Consider the following 17641-nt stretch of genomic DNA (forward strand, 5'->3'; position numbering starts at 1 on the left):
ATCGTCAGGCATATTAGTGCTGCACCATTAGATCTAAATCAAACGGTTGTAAAGAACGGTTTAAAATGATCGCTTACGTTCCTAAAAGCTTTAACAGCCCATCATCAAAGAATTGGCTGCTACACTCATCAAACTTAACGGACATACAAGATCACGAAGTAAGAGGTAAAGTAACATTCAGTTTTTCAGTAGGTACACTGCAAAAAGACGATTTCAAAACAACTGTAATATCTGCACCCCACCCTTCATATACACCTAGAATTGGTCGTGAATTTAGAGAGTCTGCGCAAAACGCCATTCTCTCTGTATTATAAAACTGCTAAGGCATATTAGTTGACCTGTCTACAGCAAAGTGCTGCATGGGATATCTGGCAGCACTATCAGCTGTTCAAGAAAATATCTTTGTAGTGCTTAAGTATTTTAATACGTTTGGTCTCTAGAGTATTAGGAGACAGAAGAAGACGGCGAGAGTCTACCGTCACGGTAGTTCACTGGATTTGAAGCGCGAGAGAATTTCGCTCAAAGTCGAAGGGCCGAGACTTAAGCATTGGCCGATGTCTCGATGGCTTAATTCTACTTCGAAATTGAGACGCAAGACGTCTTTAATCTTTCTCCTATCGGTTCTCTTTCTCGCCATGGCTGCTCGTTCCTTCAATAAAGTGATGAAGATGAGCTTACTAATTGATTTAGCGAGAAAAAGAAGAAGATTTTGGGATTCCGATCAGTGATTTCGGAAAAACGTCATTTTTGATCGGATAAAACCGAAATAGGCGATCGGATTCACCGAAATACGCACTAACTTTACTCGATTCAAATTTAGTCCATCAGTCCAGTTTCAGGATGATGTATATACTCTGATAATAGATAAGGAGGCACTTTAAGGGTTTTAATAAAAGGAGACTAATCATATGAACGAATTGAGTTTAGAAGAAGCTAAAGTGATAAGCGGTGGTTATTGGGATTGGGGGAATATAGCCTATAGTCTTGGTTATAACGTAGGCGCAGCGGGTGGTTATTTCTACAATAATGTTCTTATTGGTAACGGCATTATCGATGATATTGCAAGTATAATGGCGGAGTAAAAAATGAAAGAACTTTCTACTAGTGAAATACGTTGCATCAATGGCGCGATGCTACCGGCATTGATGTGGGGATTGGGATATGTTGGAGCATTGCAAGTTGCAGCGGACTTTGGTGCGGGATTGGGTTCAGGTTTATACGACGTAATCCATCAATAGTTAACAGGTTCAATCTCGTATGATACCGACTAGGCCTTATTCCTCATCTAGAAAAAATACTGAAACGTCAAATTTAGGAGGTATAAAACAGTGATTAGATTATCCCGCTTCGTGGTAGGCTTGATTACTATCATATGCGTTGTCGCAACAGTACTTTCTGCCTTTAACGGCGAAACAATTTTGACATCACCCTATCTCATCACAGCGTTATTGTTCAACATTTTGCAAATGCAATTTGAATGCAAACTGATTTTAAGTGGGCGTTCACAACAAAATGATGGCTAGCCTAGTGACGGATCATAGCCTGTTTTATAGCCGCGTATATACCCATTGAAAAAACCGTTAAGGACGTTTTCCTATCCATGAATATTTATGCGTTTAACCCGCAAAACCGACCGTGGGTTATTTTGCGCGGCAGTTTTAATCGATCTTCCCAAATTTGCACATAGAGAATTGAAGAAAATCGTGTAATGAAATTTGAAAACGGCCAATCATTGAATAGGTTCACAGGAGTTGTGACAGCCCGTATCTCTGTCTAATGTTTACCTCGCCACATAATGAAAAGGCCGGATATAACTATTAACGTAGATCCAGTTAGCATCGCAGGTGTAAGGGCCTCACCAAATAGCAGCAAACCCAAAGCGATACCAAAAAGAAGTCGGATATATCTAAACGGTGTAACTGCGGAGACTTCTCCTGTTTTCATGGCTTTCATCAAACAAGAATAAGCTAGTATTCCAAATATGATGGCCCCCAGAAGTGACAGAGATACTGGGATTTTAGGAATAACGAATGGGACACCTGCCCAAATGGAGTAAAGCACTCCTGCCACGACAACCGACATGAATCCATAAAGGCCAAGAAGTGACGTTCCAATAGTCGCAGGGGCCACCCGACTTGCGAGATCACGGCCAGCAAAACCGATCATTCCAAGTATTGCTAACAAAGACAACTCAGAGAACCCTTCAGTACCTGGCTGGACGATTACTATCACGCCCAGAAGCCCTAAAATAATGGCAGCCCACCTGCGCCATCCCACTTTTTCACCGAAGACCAGAACGGCACCGGCAACCACAACGAGAGGTGTTGCTTGCAAGATTACCGTGGCTACAGATAATGGGATTAAGGCAATCGCAAGCACGTAAAACAGACGTCCTGTTACCTCGAAGCCAACTCGTATCAGCATCGGCCGAGATAAAACTTCTGGAATATACAGGGGCTCACGATTTAAGAACAACAGAGCGGCATAAATCAACATGCCACCCAAACCGAAAAGAATGAGCACCTCACCAATCGGAACAGTCTTGGTTGACACTTTAACAAAAGCATCCTCAATCGCGAATGCCCCCATAGAAGCAATCATCCAAAGAGCACCAACTAGGTTTTCTCTATGCATTTCTGAGCTGGTTGTAATCTCCAATCCTCTTGACTCCAAAAGATAATACTGCGGATATTCGCAATGATGCGGATGCGGTCAGCGACTGCATCATCCATATCGCATAGACACAATGACTCCCTGTGAAATGCTAGCCTCCGCATTTTCGTGGGTTAACTCAAAAAGCCAGTGCCATAATTAGTTTGCTTAAGACTAAATCATTTGGAGGCTAGCATGAACAAACATAGCATAGTTTTTTTAGGGTTAGATACGCACAAAGAATTCCATACGGTTGTACATTCTGTGACCATGAATTGGTTGCAGAGAAGTTGAATTCGCGCTGAGCTATCTGGGCACAGAAGATTCTACAATGTTCGGCTTTAGCACTTTTCAAATGCCCCCTGGGTTGCAGTACACACGTAGATATCGGCACTATACCCGGTAGCAGGCTGGTATTTTTCATCCACGATTTGCTTGACCACGTCCACAGTATCAGAGGGAACCAGCGCCACGACACAGCCTCCGAAACCACCTCCCGTCATGCGTACCCCCCCTTTTTCACCTAAAACATCACCAATGATGTCCACCAGATAATCAATGGGCTTAACGGTAATTTCAAAATCGTCACGCATGGAAACATGAGATTCTGCCATGGCGCGACTAACCGCAGCGATGTCGCCTTTACTCAAAGCTTCGCTGGCTGCAAGCGTACGAATATTTTCTGTCAGTACGTGCAAACAACGGCGATAAACCACATCTGACATTTCAGCTTTCTTTTCTTCCAACATGTCGAGACTCGCACCTCGCAAGGAACTGACACCCATGATCGCAGCCCCCTGTTCACATTGCTGGCGACGCAAATTGTATTCACTGTCTACCAACCCGCGTTTAACGTTGGAATTGATAATCACTATTTGATGGGAATCCGGCAGCGGTGCATATTTCACAAACAAGGACTGACAATCGAGTAACATGGCGTGGCCAGCATGACCCATGGCTGAAATCAATTGATCCATAATACCGCATGAGCAACCAACAAATTCGTTTTCAGCTTTTTGTCCCAGCATCGATGCTTTAATTCCGTCCAGCGACAAAGCATAAAGTGTTGCGAAGGCCTTTAAAATAGCGATTTCAAAAGACGCCGAAGAACTCAAACCTGCGCCCTGGGGAACATTTCCTGTTACCACTAAGTTTGCGCCACCAATCTGAGGAAAGTCGGCCAAAAGCACTTTTATAACGCCGCGAATATAGTTCGCCCAGCCTTGATTTTCGTCAAACTGAATATCGTTTAAGGAGAACGCATTGACCTGATAGTCATAATCAAGTGCCCTAACCACAACATTGTTATCGCTGCGTTTACTTGCCGCAATCCAGGTACCAAAGTTAATGGCAGCGGGAAAAACAAACCCTTCGTTATAGTCTGTGTGTTCACCAATCAGGTTGACCCTACCAGGCGCATGCACAACACAGTCAGGCTCGCACTGAAACGTGTTTTTAAAATGAGAAACCAGCTTTGAATTATCCATTGTTACTACCACTTTTTTTATAATGAATAACTGGCAGTGCTTTTAGCTTGTCTGCTGCTTGCTCAGGCGTCAGGTCACGCTGAGTCTCAGCCATCAACTCGTAGCCCACCATAAATTTTCTGACACTAGCAGAACGCAATAATGGCGGATAAAAGTGAGCGTGCAATTGCCACTCATTGTGACTATCATCGTCAAAAGGCGCACTGTGCCAGCCCATGGAATACGGGAACGATGTTTCGAATAAATTATCGTAACGGGTGGTAATATCGCCCACTATTTGTACCAGCGACAACGACTGTACAGCCGTAAGATCAGCTAACGATTTAATCGCAAAACGAGGTAATAAGAGCGTTTCAAATGGCCACGCAGCCCAATATGGCACGACTACAACCCAATCATCGTTACTGCACACCACACGGGTTTGCTTTTCCATTTCGCGTTGAACGTAATCCAACAACATGGGACGATTGTGCTTTTCATAATACGCACGAAAGTGTGCCAGTTTTTTTGTCGGCTCTGTGGGCAAGTGTTTTTGTGCCCACACTTGTCCGTGAGGATGCGGGTTAGAACAGCCCATCATGGCACCTTTGTTCTCAAATACCTGCACCCAACGATAAGTTTGCCCTAAATCTGCCGTTTGTTCTTTCCAACATTCAACCACTGCAAGGCGCTCTTGATCGGTAAGCTCCGGCAGTGTTTTACTGTGATCCGGAGAAAAGCAAATTACACGGCTACAGCCCTGCTCTGCTTCAAAATGGAAAAGTTCATCTTCTTCTTTCGTTTCAACAGTGTCTTTTTTCAAAGCCGCGAAATCATTTTCAAAGACAAATGTGCCAGTATACTGAGGATTAACTTCACCGTTTATACGGGTGTTACCCGCACACAGATAACACTTTGGATCGTAAGCGGGCTTCTGTTCTTTTGAGGGCGGTTCAGATTGCCCTTGCCAAGGACGTTTCGCGCGATGCGGTGAAACCAGCACCCATTCTCCAATCATCGGGTTATAGCGACGATGCGGATCGTTTGTCGGATCAAAAGGCGTACCCATAGTATTTCTCACGAGCTGATTCCGTGTTTACGGAATATAGGTTAAACGTTTACCCTCATCTTATAGCAAGCTTAAGCGGGAATCAATTCCCGCCAAAAGAAAATTATTTGTTAACAACAAGAACACGCCGTGTTACTTAGTCAGCAACCTCAAAATGATAGCGTATCACGGCGTTGTATGGCTTGTGTGGCGTGATAATTGGACTGGGAAAGCCCTCTTGATTTGGGGCATCGGGGAAATGTTGTGGCTCAAGGCAAAACGCTCCTAATTGCTCTTCGCCCTGTAAATTTCCCGTATAACACTGCAACCCGAGTAAATCTGTGTATAGCGACATGATAATGCCCGTGTCATCAGCAGAGGCCTGCGCGGCAGGTTTATCTGACAAAGAAGGGGAAGTAAGAATAAAATTGTGATCGTACCCGCCCACAGTATCAAATAAAGGATGTGTCCCGGTGCAACGGGAAGCAATCTTGCTCGGCATCCGAAAATCAAATGGCGTGTTTGCCACAGCTATTATATTACCAGTAGGGCACAGGGAATCATCGACTTCTGTGATGGCATCGGCATTCAGATACAATGTGGTTGATTTAACCGATGTGTCCCGACTTAAAGTAAAGTATGCATGCTGCGTCATGCTAAAGGGCGTGGCCTTATCTGTTGTAGCATGCAGCGTGAGAGTAAGATCATTGTTTTCATCCAACCAGTACGTGGCCTCTACACTCACATTACCTGGGAACCCGCTCTCACCATCTGCACTGGTATGGGTTAGTCTGATACCGGCCGCATTGCCATTGGATACGTTCTCCGCCCGCCATACCTTTTTGTGAAAACCATGTTCACCACCGTGCAAACAGTGCTCACCGTCATTTTGATCGAGGTGATAAGTGATGCCGTCCAACGAAAATTTACCCTTGCCTATGCGATTCGCATACCGTCCCACTAATGCGCCTCGGTAGCTCGGATCACTGATGTAGCCTTCAAGGCAGCTGTATTGCTGAACGCACTGATGCAGCGCACCGCTATTATCAGGTACCTGTAGACTGTGGATAATACCGCCATAAGTGAGTATTTCCACCTCTATGCCATTGTCATTGCTCAAACGATACAAGTAAACCGCTTGGCCACCGACGTCGCCAAAAAGCCTTTTCTGAATATTCATAGTTACACTGTTCCCGGCATTTTCAAATTTACAGAATAGATACAACTTAATTACAACTGATATAGTATACTAGCCATAGGGTATACGTTTTCCCTTATTTATTTTACCGCTTATCTTGTTTTTATCCCTTGGGAATAGTCGTGGATTAGCGTCTCAAGAATCGGTAAAGTACACGGAAAATATTGCTATGTGGCTCATAAGGCCGCAGAAATTCGCTGTTACAATAACATCAGAAGTATATCAGTCATGGCTACCATAAAAGATATCGCCGAGGCCGCAGGTGTCTCACTTGCCACTGTGTCTAGGGTCGTAAACGATGGCCCCAAGGTAGGAGAGAAAACCCGTCAGCGCGTGAAGCAAATTATGGAGGAAATGGGTTATCGCCCGAACGCGAATGCCCGTGCATTGGTAACGCAAAAAAATACAGCTCTGGGGGTTGTACTTGCCGAGTTGCACGACCCCTTTTTTGCTATGCTGGCCCATGGCGTAGAATCAGTCACGCGCCGCAAGAATATTCAAATCCTCCTAAGCGCAGGTTCAATCGAAAAGGAAACCGAGCGCAGAGCCATAGAAACCCTTATGGAATATCGGGTTGAAGCCATGGTCGTTCACAGTAAAGCCCTGGACGACGACACAATTATCGACTTCGCTCGCCAAATTCCCGGTTTTGTCTTAATTAACCGTTTTATTCCTGCCATTGCCAACCGCTGCGTATGGCTAGACAATGTCACTGGCGGACGCTTAATGGCAGAATATGCCATATCGCAGGGCCACATCAACTTGGCCGTTATCAGCAGCCAATACCGCATTGATGATCCCAACCAACGTCTTGAAGGCATTCGAAACGCCATTTCCAATGCAGGTCTCTCACTGCCGGAAACCCTGGTTGAATACGCCACACCGGATCAGGAAGGCGGCGAACAAGCCATGCAAAACCTGTTGGCCACAGGGGCAAAATTTACTGCTGTACTGGCCTACAATGATGCCATGGCTTCGGGGGCCATGACCATGATGCAAGATCAGGGAATTGCCGTACCAGAGCAAGTGTCAGTGCTAGGCTACGACGATGTTCTCCTAGCTAAATATTGTCGCCCGAAACTCACAACGTTACGCTACCCGATAGAAATGATGGCGGCAAAAGCAGCAGAACTTGCCCTTCGCTACGCCAATGGCGAAAAACCTGAACCGGGGATCATGTTTAAATACACCCCCACGTTAGTAAAGCGAAATTCTCTCATTCGGCGCTAACATGTATTCGGTCTCCACTTAGACATAAGCGCAGCAATCAGCGACGACTACGTCTTTTATACTGCCGTATACACATGTGTACGCACATGACGAAGCCTTTATTTCGCTTGAAAGCCAATCTCGTAGCGGTACTGTTTTTTATTTAACAAGAATGCTTCATGGGTACTTGGACTCCAGGAGTCATCACCACCTACCCCCATGTGTGCATGGTCGACAAACACGTAAAGATAGCCACTGTCTTGTAACTCATTAGTATGTTTTGCTTTAGCCAATTGATGCTGAGTAAAACGACTCACAGCAAAATGAAAATCACCACTCACCATTAATTTGCCTGCCTCCAGATAGTGACAGTGACTTCGAAGCCCGTTATCCGATGGAAAAATATACGGTGTATACAAGGCGTCAACGCTCCGTTGGTAGCGGCCATAAATGGCACCTTCACATCTATCAGGGTAGTTTTCAAAAGGCCCCAGCCCCTGCCAGTGGACGATTTCATCTTCCCCAGGCGCTGTTATTCCCAGTTGTATCCCTACGCGTGGCATTGGCGGTAGCTTATCGTCAAATTCTACCGCCACATCAAGATTAAGTTGCCCTGTACTGTCGATGGTATAGCACCAGCGGCTTTGCGCCTGCACCTGTTCCTTATAAGTGTATTGGAAAAGCGCGGTAATACGCACATCGTCGTTAGTGGTTCGTTGCTTAACCTGAAGACACCTTTTCTGCCACTTGCCAACACCGGCGTGTTGCCATCGCGACTCCCACGAGTTGGGGTCAGGATTGTCAACTTCACTCACTCCAATGTCGTTGTCCAGTGGTGCGCGATAGAAGTTATCTTCCATGGGCAAGGCAATAACTGACTTGCCCATCAACGTCCAACGACTTAGTAATCCCGTTGTTTTACTTACTTCAAATACCGAGTTCTTTGCAGTCACGCGAATAGAATGTGCAGAGTAAACCACATTGATTGGGTGTTCATCATAAGTATCAAGAGCAGGCAGTGCTAAACCACTTCGGTTAGCAACACGAAATTGCTCCGCCATCATTTCGTGCCCTGCGTCAGCCCAAGCACACGATTGCTTTAATACAATTTTTACATTGATGTGGTACAGGGCCCCAGGTTGATGTGTATGTGAAGGTTGAATGATATAGCGCTTTCGTTGCTGTGGCGCTAATAAGACATCTTCCCTGCCACTTTCCACTACCACGCCATTTTCCAGTAACTCCCAAACCATTTGCTCATTATCAGCGTGCCTAAATAGATACTCACTGGTTAGTTCGATGCAAAACGCCTTTTCCGTTTCTTTCATCGACGCCGTAATTTGACGCTGACAATACTTGGCTTCATACAGTGAAGGATGGGGGGTGCGATCGGGAAATAGCAAGCCGTTGATGCAAAATTGTCGGTCGTTATACGTATCGCCGAAGTCGCCACCGTACGCCCAGTAGGACTGGCCGCGCTCATCTGTTTTTTCGAGGCCTTGATCAACCCAATCCCAGATAAATCCCCCCTGAAGTTTTGGAAAACTCCGAAAAGCCTCCCAATAGTCGGAAAAACTTCCCAAACTATTGCCCATGGCATGGGCGTACTCACATAAAATCAGAGGCCTGTTTTCACCCGGCAGTGACAGCCACTTCTTAATTGACCATTTCGGTACTGCTTCGTCCTCAATATCACTATCAACCCTGGCGTACATGGGCGCGATAATATCCGTGGCACTGGTATCAGCACCGCCACCTTCATATTGAACCGGGCGGGACGGGTCGTACGCTTTTGACCAACCATACATGGCATCGTGAATAGGCCCGTGTCCACACTCATTCCCCAACGACCACACAATCACTGAAGGATGATTTTTGTCTCTTTCTACCATTTGTGTGTAGCGGGCCATAAAGGCTCCGGCCCATTGAGGATCACAAGCAAGACGGCTCATGGGGAACATGCCGTGAGTTTCAATATTCGCTTCATCCACCACATAGAGCCCGTATTCATCACACAGTGAATACCATCTGGGATGATTTGGATAATGAGCAGTTCTCACAGCATTGAAGTTATTCTGTTTAAGCAATCGAATATCTTCAATCATGTCAGCTTCAGTCACTGAATGCCCTCGTGTTGGATGATGTTCATGACGGTTTACACCGCGAATAAGTATGGGTTTACCGTTAATACATAGCTGTCCATTTATCATTTCCACATTGCGAAAGCCGATATCGTAAGCTTCAATATCAACGGCACAATCGTGCTCATCCAATAGTGATACCACCAACCGATAGCGGTACGGGGTTTCCGCTGTCCAGTGTTTAGGGGCTTCGACTTCAACAGATTGAAAGACCACATCCTGCCAGCCTCCTTTTTCATCTATGCGTCGATTATTGGTTGTTTCCGTACTGTGAGTGCCAACCGGTTTGTCACCATCGAACAATTCAACCCGTACTTTATAAGTTTCCGGTGCGTGAATGGCCGTACGCACAGCAACCTTACCATCGCGGTAGCAAGCGTCCAAAGAGGGGGTTGCAAACACATCCTGAATATAGTGATGAGGTTTAAACAGCAGCGTGACATCTCTGAATATACCACTCATCCACCACATATCCTGATCTTCCAGATAGCTGCCATCAGACCAGCGAATAACCATAACAAACAGCGTATTCTTACCATCCCTAAGCACCGGAGAAAGATCAAACTCAGCGGGCAATCTGCTGTCTTGAGCGTACCCAATGTATTGCTCATTACACCACAGATGAAATGCGCTGCTCACACCGTCGAAAATAATATGACTACGTCGTTTTCTCTGCTCAGCCGTAACATTGAAAATAGTACGGTAGCACCCCGTCGGATTATCATCAGGCACGTGCGGAGGGTTTACAGCGAAAGGATACTTAACATTACAGTAAATGGGTTTATCTACCCCCTGCAACTGCCAATTTGACGGTACGGGTATTGTTCGCCATTGGGAGGCTAAATGTCCCGGTAAATCCGTTTTAATAACTTCATCGGGCACATCCTCAGGGCGCTGATATAAGCAAAAATCCCACTCTCCGTTAAGATTTTGTCGCTGTTGCCCAGTATTGTGTAATGCATCTGTGAGACAGGAAAACCCGTTTAACGGGCTGTGCGCACGCACTTTGTTGCGCTGAATGACAATGGGGTTTTGCCAGTCTTGTCTGGCGACAATTGTACTTATACTGGTCATGACGTGTTCCTGAAAGCGCCAAAAGTTTCTGCCTTGCACTATAGCCAACTTAGACCAATTACTTTATGCTCAAAGCTCTCTTTTATTTATCCAAAAATATCACATTACATTTTGACAACAACATTTTCAGACATTGTAAATATTGGACCTGAATGCATAGAACGCTTTATTGACAGGGTGAATGTGCCTGAAATTAGACATCTTGATATTGAATTAGCGGGTTGTTCTAATTTATCAGGTAAGTACCGAGTAGGAAGAGTATTTCCGGCCAACCATACTCTGTTTTATACGCTTAACGGAGCGGGTGTAGTACGTACACCAGACGGCGAATTTACTCTGCCACGAAATGCGTTGGCGGTGTTAAAAGCCAATACGCCCTTTGAAGTAAAAATTGCGGCCTCCAGATGGGATATCATTTGGCTGAATTTGTCTGATACACCAAGGTGGTGTGCGGTGCATAACGCTAAAGCGCCAGTTATAGAGCATTGCGAGCTAGGCGTGGTTCATCACGCCATGGAGATCTTATATCAGGAACAACAACCGACAATGCGTGCTGCAGTGATGCCGCTAATTGAAAAACACCTGAGCGAAACCGTATTGTCTGCAAACGCTCACCGTCACCCCAACAGATTGAGCCGACTATTTGCTACCATAGACAACCAACTGCAATTACCCTGGACGGTAAAAGCCATGTGTGACCGGGTCCACTACTCAGCGCCTCACTTGCACAGGCTATGTTTGGCAGAGTTTGGAAGAAGTCCGGTTCAACAACTCATTCATTTAAGAATGGAACGAGCAAAAAAATTATTGCTAAACACAAACTGGCCAATTTCTCATATTGGCCAGTACGTGGGGTATCCCAATGTTTTCAATTTTTCTAAACGCTTTAGTAAGTCAGTGGGAATATCACCTTCGGCTTTCAGGAAGCAGCTTTAACGCCTGAGGCCCAATCATCGGATTCAGAAGCTGAATTGACCACTTTTTGGCGCTATATATTGTTCAAGTTTCACTTTTTCCGTGTCTGACAACCTCAGCCCCCGTTTTGTACGACGCCATATCACATCATCACGTGTGCGCGCGTGAATAAGCTTGCTGCTTGGTGAAGACTTTGCTTCCCCCAAGATCACCTTTCTCCCAAAGCGCTACAGATAACCCTCGACCTACTGCATCAAGGGCAATACCAGCACCATTTATTCCGCCGCCAACCAGGAGGACCTCCATGGACGATTGGCCTGAATCAGCGTTACTCACCATGAACTAACACTCTTTTCATTTACAATAATATTGGCTACTTGAACGTCAAAAAGAACATGAGTCAACATAAAACGAAAACAAACGAACACCGTTAATGTTAAAAGTATGTATGCAATAAAAATATATTTTCAGCGTAATGCATTTTTTGCCAGAATATGCGTAACACAAACGAGGTATACTGACCATCGCCCAATATCCCTTACGCAAACCGTTCTTGCAGAACAGAGGGGAATGACGACTGCCCGACGATGTCAGGCTTTTACGAACTTAATTTTGTTTTCTTTAATGATGGGGACAATAGAAGCCGGCGGTGATTTGTCACACACTAAGTAATCAACCTGTGATAAATGCCCCTGCTCTACCATTGCTTTGCGTTCAAATTTGGAATAATCGGCAGCTAGGATCACCGTTTGTGTGTGCTCAATAATTGCCTGTGACACTTTGACTTCGCGAAAGTCAAAATCGAGTAACGCGCCGTCCGCACTTATCCCACTAATACCTATAATACCGTAGTCCATACGGAACTGACTGATAAAGTCGCAGGTCGCCTCACCAATAATACCGCCATCCCGGAACCTGACTTCGCCAGCGGCAATGATGACCGAAAAATCTTCTTTTGCAGACAAAATTGTCGCCACATGAATATTATTCGTAACAATGTGCAGATTTTTGTGATGCAGCAACTTGGTTGCGATGAGTTCTGTAGTAGTCCCAATGTTAATAAACAGTGACGCACCATCGGGGATCATTGCTGCCACTGCTTCAGCAATTCGTTCTTTTACTTCCTGATTTTGGGTTTTCCGTTCCTGGTAAGGAGTATTTTCCCAGCTTTTCGTTAAACCCGCACCACCGTGATATCGACTGACTTTACCAGAATCAGCAAGTTGATTGAGATCCCGACGGATTGTCTGCGGTGTTACATTGCATTACGATACCAGCTCGTCAATCGACATAAAGCCGGATTGTTTCAGCAAATTCAAAATTTTCTCGTGGCGCTACGTTTGATTCATTCGATCTCTATTTCCTTTTGCACCTCAATAAATTACACCTTGATACCAAAAATTCAACATGTTCATATTGGAGCTAAAATGTTCGTTTTCGAAAATTTACTATTGTTAATCGGCTGTAAATAATGCAAACTGCGGTCAAATAGCGTAACGGAGTGTTTACTTGAACAAGCTTATTCTCGCCATTGACCAGGGCACAACAAGTTCTAGAAGCATTATTTTCTCTTCTGAAGGTAGTATAGAGGCGATTGCTCAAAAAGAATTCCCTCAACACTATCCAAATGATGGCTGGGTTGAACACGATCCGGAGGAAATATGGCAAAGCGTTCTCCTTACCCTGAAAGACGTATTTAGTCAATGCCAGTTAACACCAAATGATATTGCCAGTATTGGCATTACTAATCAGCGCGAAACCACATTGGTGTGGGACAAGCAAACTGGTAAACCCGTGTACCCGGCTATTGTGTGGCAAGATCGTCGCACCTCACCATTTTGCCGCGAATTATGCGAAGACACAGCACTTGTTAAGTATATTACAGATACCACCGGGTTGTTGTTAGACCCTTATTTTTCAGCCACCAAAATTGCCTGGATCCTCGACAATGTCGATGGTGCACGGGAAAAAGCTGAAGCTGGTGAGTTGCTGTTTGGTACCGTAGATACTTTTCTTATCTGGCGTCTTACTGGCGGAAAATCTCACAAAACAGATGCCACCAATGCGTCACGCACCATGCTGTTTGACATCCACAACCAGAGATGGGACAGCAAGTTACTGAATACTTTTAGGATTCCAGAAGCCATGCTGCCGGACGTGCTCGACTGTGCTGCTAATTTTGGTTCTCTTGACAAAAGTATTCTGGGTACTGCCCTGCCAATTGGCGGTGTAGCCGGCGATCAACAAGCGGCATTAGTCGGCCAGGTCTGCTTTGAAAAAGGCATGGCAAAAAGTACTTATGGCACCGGATGCTTCATGATTCTGAATACCGGTGATACTCCAATTAAATCTAAAAACCGTCTGTTAACTACCGTAGGCTACCGTCTCAACGGAAAAATCACTTACGCACTGGAAGGTAGTATTTTCATGGCCGGTGCTACGGTGCAATGGCTGCGCGACGGGCTAAAACTCATAGATAATGCTGCAGAATCAGAAGCCCTTGCCCAGCGCGCCCGCCGCGACAATGGTGTTTTTCTGGCAGATATTCTTGGCGCAGATGTAGAGCGCCCCGAAGTAACAGAAACAACCGCCTTAGACGCAGCATTTCTTGCTGGTTTGCAGGCTGGTGTATTCAACTCGGTGAATGCACTCACCCAACGTTGGAATAGCGATCGTATCTATTCATCTTCGACTTTCAAAACCGGAAAGATCTCATGCTTATGAAGGATAGAAAAATGCCGTTGTTCGCATCAGATGCAGTTAATTTTTAGCATTTTACCTGCAAAATCGTTCTAAGTTTCGCAATTATTATTCTAAAGTAACCTGATAACATTATTGTTACATTTTAAAAGTGTGCTAGTATTTACAAACTTACAGGGAAAACGTTTACATCATTTCCTATAAACAAAAAGAACTATATTATCAGTGGGTTACATACATTACTGACAATAAAGGCAAACCAAAAATGTGAAACACATGTTTAACACTTTCATACCCAGCTACACAATGTGTTAGTTGCTACATAATTAAGTTGTTACATGTTGCCAAATCACGGAGAAAACACAGTGACACACAACACAAAAAAATCGAAGTTAGTCCCTATCGCTACACGCTCACTCTTAGGCGTAGCTATTGCCTCTGCCCTACATGCGCCGGTAGCACTATCTCAGGACGCCTCAGCCAACGATAACGTTGAAGTTATTGAAGTGCACGGCATTGTGAGTAGCCTTAAACGCGCCATGTCTGATAAAAAGGAAAACATGGCAGTGTCGGATGGTATTGCCGCTGAAGATTTGGGTAAATTCCCCGATCTGAACGTAGCAGAATCGCTGCAAAGAATCACCGGTGTCTCAATCGATCGAAGTGGTGGTGAAGGTCAACAAGTAACGGTCCGTGGTTTTGGCCCGCAATTTAATACAGTATTGGTTAACGGTCGTCAGCTTGCCTCTGACGCCGATGGTCGTGCGTTCAACTTTGACGTACTGGCTGCCGATCAAATTACGGGGGCAAACATCTACAAAAGTGCAGTTGCGAACATGCAATCCGGAGGTATCGGTTCTACCATCAACGTCAGCACAGCCCGTCCCTTCGACTACGACGGCATGCAGATCGTTGGCTCAGTAAAAGGCATGTACGAAGACCTGTCAGAAGAAACCTCGCCTCAAGCAAGCTTCTTGGTCAGCAACACCTTTGCCGACGACAAGTTTGGGGTATTGCTGGCCGTCTCCCACCAGGAACGCCAGGTGCAAATCAACCGCATCCAGACCGGTGGCTGGCGTCCGGGTTTGACACTGTCAAACCGCAACGACGGCATTTTGGCTGACAATGTCTACTTTCCAAGAAACTGGGATCAAATTGTCGACCAGCAAGACAGAACCAGAACGAACGTGTCCCTAGTGGCACAGTTCGCGCCGAGTGACGATATCACCATTACTCTGGATGGTTACGTTTCTAAATTCGAAGTAGATTCACAGGTGACAGATTTAGCGTCATGGTTTGAACCTGACCGCGTTGGATCTGCCACGGTCAATGCTGACACAGGCACGGCTATACAGTTCACCCAGGAAATCGATCTGCACCAAGGTAGTGGAGACCCTGCGTCTGACTTTGTATCTCACACCCGCAATCAGCGCGATGTAACCAACGACGGATTTGGGTTGAATGTAGCGTGGAATATCACTGATTACCTCATTGGTAACTTTGATGTATCGCACTCAACAGCTGAAAATGATATTGCAGGTGATGCACGATTCAACGTTGTTGGTATTATCAATAACTATGAGTTCGACAGCACTGGCAGTATACCGACGGTCATTCACGACGGATTTGCCAACGGTACCCTGCCGGATATCAGTCTTAATCGTCTGCATTACAATGAGTTAGGTAACCCTCGCGCGTCAGAAGATGAAATCACAGAGTACAAAGCTGATTTTACTTACTATTCTGATGCTGACGTATTCCAGAAAGCCGATTTTGGTGTGTTGTATTCCGAACGGGAAAAATACAGCTACCAGGAGTTTGCATCCCAGTGCGCCTTTTGTGGCTACAACGTTGAAGCTCCCGTTGATGCGCTTAACATTCGCCCTTTCACAGCAAACAACTACTTTAGTGGTCTGATTGATACCTGGTACACCTACGACGGCGATGCTTACATCGACTATCTGGCATCTCAAGGTGCACCAATTAATCCGACACTTGCCCCTAACCACTATACAGTGGAAGAAGAAGTACTGGCATTGTATGCCCAGTTTGAATTTGGTTACGACCTTGGGGATATGCCCTTAAACATCAACATTGGTGCCCGGTATGAAGAAACGGATGTGAGTGTTTCAGCGGTACAAGCCTTTTTAGTTGATATCGTTCCCACTACCGATTTGACCTTGTTCCAGAATGTAGCAGGTCCAGAAGAGAACATTACAGGTACATCGTCCTATTCCAATCTTCTGCCCAGTATCAACGTTAAACTTGAACTGGAAGAAGACATGATTCTGCGTTTGTCACGCTACGACTCTTTGAGCCGTCCAACGATGTCACAAATGTCTCCGGCAACCACTTTTGGTGAACCTCGTCGTCAGAACCTGACTGCGTCCGGTGGAAACCCTGCTTTGAAACCGTTTGAAGCAGAAAACTGGGATCTGTCATTCGAGTGGTACTACAGTGACGACAGTATTTTCAGCTTTGCAGTATTTAGTAAAGAAGTTGAGAACTTTATCGTAACGCTCTCGGGTGACGAATCTTACACCCTTAGTGCCCGAACTGCAGCTGACGGATTCCGTTGTACCGCTGCAGATTGTGCTATAGGCGTCTCTCTCGACCCAGCGAACCCTGACGTAGACGTTGTTGCCACCACAGAAGAACTCAATGGCGCCAGCGAAGTGTTTACCGTTACCCGTCCACAAAACGGTGAAACCGCTACCGTTACAGGTTATGAAGTGGCGGTGACTCACGTATGGGACAACGGCTTCGGTATTACTGCTAACGCGACTGTGGTAAACAGCGATGCGGAAGTCAGTGGCGACACTACGCAAACCTTTGCATTGGAAGGCCTGGGCGATTCTCAAAATCTTATCATGTTCTATGAAAAAGACGCTTTCCAGGCTCGTGTGGCCTTTAACAACCGCGAGTCATTCCTATTCGCACTGGACAATACATCCGTTGGTGGTGCAACCGGTGAGCCGGTTACCACTAAGACATACGGACAGTGGGACGTAAGCGCAAGCTATGACATCAACGAAAACTTCACTGTATTCGTTGAAGGCATTAACGTCACTGGCGAAAAGTTAACCCAAATAGGCCGATTTAACGACCAAATCTACTCAATCGAAGACAACGGTTCTCGTTTTGCAGTAGGTGTACGCGCCACTTTCTAAATAAAAACCGGCAGGGATTTATCCCTGCCATTTATCCATAGGTTGCCTGAATTTTTATCAGTGTCTAT

The 17641-nt window shown here is 45.5% G+C and carries 11 protein-coding genes and 2 pseudogenes; 6 read left to right on the plus strand and 7 right to left on the minus strand.

The features are described from left to right. Positions 1 to 908 precede the first annotated feature (908 nt). Together V5298_RS09700 and V5298_RS09705 are read left to right on the plus strand one after the other, a co-directional pair. Positions 909 to 1082, plus strand: a complete 174-nt coding sequence (locus V5298_RS09700) for a hypothetical protein (RefSeq protein ID WP_332931265.1) — start codon at positions 909 to 911, stop codon at positions 1080 to 1082. 3 nt (positions 1083 to 1085) lie between these two features. After that, positions 1086 to 1238 carry a hypothetical protein gene (locus tag V5298_RS09705; protein WP_332931266.1) on the plus strand — a complete coding sequence of 51 codons (153 nt, stop codon included), beginning with the start codon at positions 1086 to 1088 and terminating at the stop codon, positions 1236 to 1238. Positions 1239 to 1773: 535 nt separating this feature from the next. Here V5298_RS09705 and V5298_RS09710 read toward each other — a convergent pair. From V5298_RS09710 to V5298_RS09725, 4 genes are all read right to left on the minus strand, one after another. Continuing rightward, on the minus strand, positions 1774 to 2658 hold the full coding sequence (locus tag V5298_RS09710) for a DMT family transporter (protein WP_332931267.1): 885 nt from the start codon (positions 2656 to 2658) through the stop codon (positions 1774 to 1776). A 335-nt stretch (positions 2659 to 2993) separates the two neighbouring features. Further along, positions 2994 to 4139, minus strand: coding sequence for a galactokinase (gene galK, locus V5298_RS09715; protein ID WP_332931268.1), 1146 nt, complete (start codon positions 4137 to 4139; stop codon positions 2994 to 2996). Continuing rightward, positions 4132 to 5187 (minus strand): UDP-glucose--hexose-1-phosphate uridylyltransferase, encoded by a 1056-nt coding sequence (locus V5298_RS09720; protein ID WP_332931291.1) that lies wholly within the window; start codon positions 5185 to 5187, stop codon positions 4132 to 4134. The genes galK and V5298_RS09720 overlap by 8 nt, the downstream gene beginning before the upstream one ends. Positions 5188 to 5323: 136 nt before the next feature. After that, positions 5324 to 6346, minus strand: a complete 1023-nt coding sequence (locus V5298_RS09725) for an aldose epimerase family protein (protein WP_332931269.1) — start codon at positions 6344 to 6346, stop codon at positions 5324 to 5326. 246 nt (positions 6347 to 6592) lie between these two features. Between V5298_RS09725 and V5298_RS09730 the strand changes: the two genes are divergently transcribed. Beyond that, on the plus strand, positions 6593 to 7594 hold the full coding sequence (locus V5298_RS09730) for a LacI family DNA-binding transcriptional regulator (RefSeq protein WP_332931270.1): 1002 nt from the start codon (positions 6593 to 6595) through the stop codon (positions 7592 to 7594). 98 nt (positions 7595 to 7692) lie between these two features. On the opposite strand, the gene V5298_RS09735 is transcribed toward V5298_RS09730, so the two are convergent. After that, positions 7693 to 10788: a beta-galactosidase gene (locus V5298_RS09735; RefSeq protein WP_332931271.1), complete on the minus strand. Its 3096-nt coding sequence runs from the start codon at positions 10786 to 10788 to the stop codon at positions 7693 to 7695. A gap of 111 nt (positions 10789 to 10899) precedes the next feature. Between V5298_RS09735 and V5298_RS09740 the strand changes: the two genes are divergently transcribed. After that, the gene (locus V5298_RS09740) at positions 10900 to 11724 is read left to right on the plus strand and encodes a helix-turn-helix transcriptional regulator (protein WP_416351167.1); all 825 of its coding nucleotides are present in this window, start codon (positions 10900 to 10902) and stop codon (positions 11722 to 11724) included. Between the two features lie 131 nt (positions 11725 to 11855). On the opposite strand, the pseudogene V5298_RS09745 reads toward V5298_RS09740, so the two are convergent. After that, positions 11856 to 12009: pseudogene (locus V5298_RS09745) on the minus strand (FAD-dependent oxidoreductase); the annotation flags it as partial. Positions 12010 to 12293: 284 nt separating this feature from the next. After that, positions 12294 to 13025 (minus strand): annotated as a pseudogene (locus tag V5298_RS09750) (DeoR family transcriptional regulator). A gap of 187 nt (positions 13026 to 13212) precedes the next feature. On the opposite strand from V5298_RS09750, the gene V5298_RS09755 reads away from it, so the two are divergent. Further along, a complete protein-coding gene (locus V5298_RS09755; RefSeq protein ID WP_332931273.1) occupies positions 13213 to 14427 on the plus strand; it encodes a glycerol kinase GlpK in 1215 nt (404 codons plus the stop codon). Between the two features lie 341 nt (positions 14428 to 14768). Continuing rightward, positions 14769 to 17573: a TonB-dependent receptor gene (locus V5298_RS09760; protein WP_416351168.1), complete on the plus strand. Its 2805-nt coding sequence runs from the start codon at positions 14769 to 14771 to the stop codon at positions 17571 to 17573. Positions 17574 to 17641 lie beyond the last annotated feature (68 nt).

The organism is Alteromonas sp. 14N.309.X.WAT.G.H12, from assembly GCF_036697315.1.
Lineage (GTDB): Bacteria > Pseudomonadota > Gammaproteobacteria > Enterobacterales > Alteromonadaceae > Alteromonas.

Excerpts from the sequence above, each read along its gene's own strand:
- galK (WP_332931268.1), bottom strand. The coding sequence starts at position 4,139 with ATGGATAATTCAAAGCTGGTTTCTCATTTTAAAAACACGTTTCAGTGC.
- V5298_RS09730 (WP_332931270.1), top strand. The coding sequence starts at position 6,593 with ATGGCTACCATAAAAGATATCGCCGAGGCCGCAGGTGTCTCACTTGCC.
- V5298_RS09700 (WP_332931265.1), top strand. The coding sequence starts at position 909 with ATGAACGAATTGAGTTTAGAAGAAGCTAAAGTGATAAGCGGTGGTTAT.
- V5298_RS09705 (WP_332931266.1), top strand. The coding sequence starts at position 1,086 with ATGAAAGAACTTTCTACTAGTGAAATACGTTGCATCAATGGCGCGATG.
- V5298_RS09735 (WP_332931271.1), bottom strand. The coding sequence starts at position 10,788 with ATGACCAGTATAAGTACAATTGTCGCCAGACAAGACTGGCAAAACCCC.
- V5298_RS09720 (WP_332931291.1), bottom strand. The coding sequence starts at position 5,187 with ATGGGTACGCCTTTTGATCCGACAAACGATCCGCATCGTCGCTATAAC.
- V5298_RS09725 (WP_332931269.1), bottom strand. The coding sequence starts at position 6,346 with ATGAATATTCAGAAAAGGCTTTTTGGCGACGTCGGTGGCCAAGCGGTT.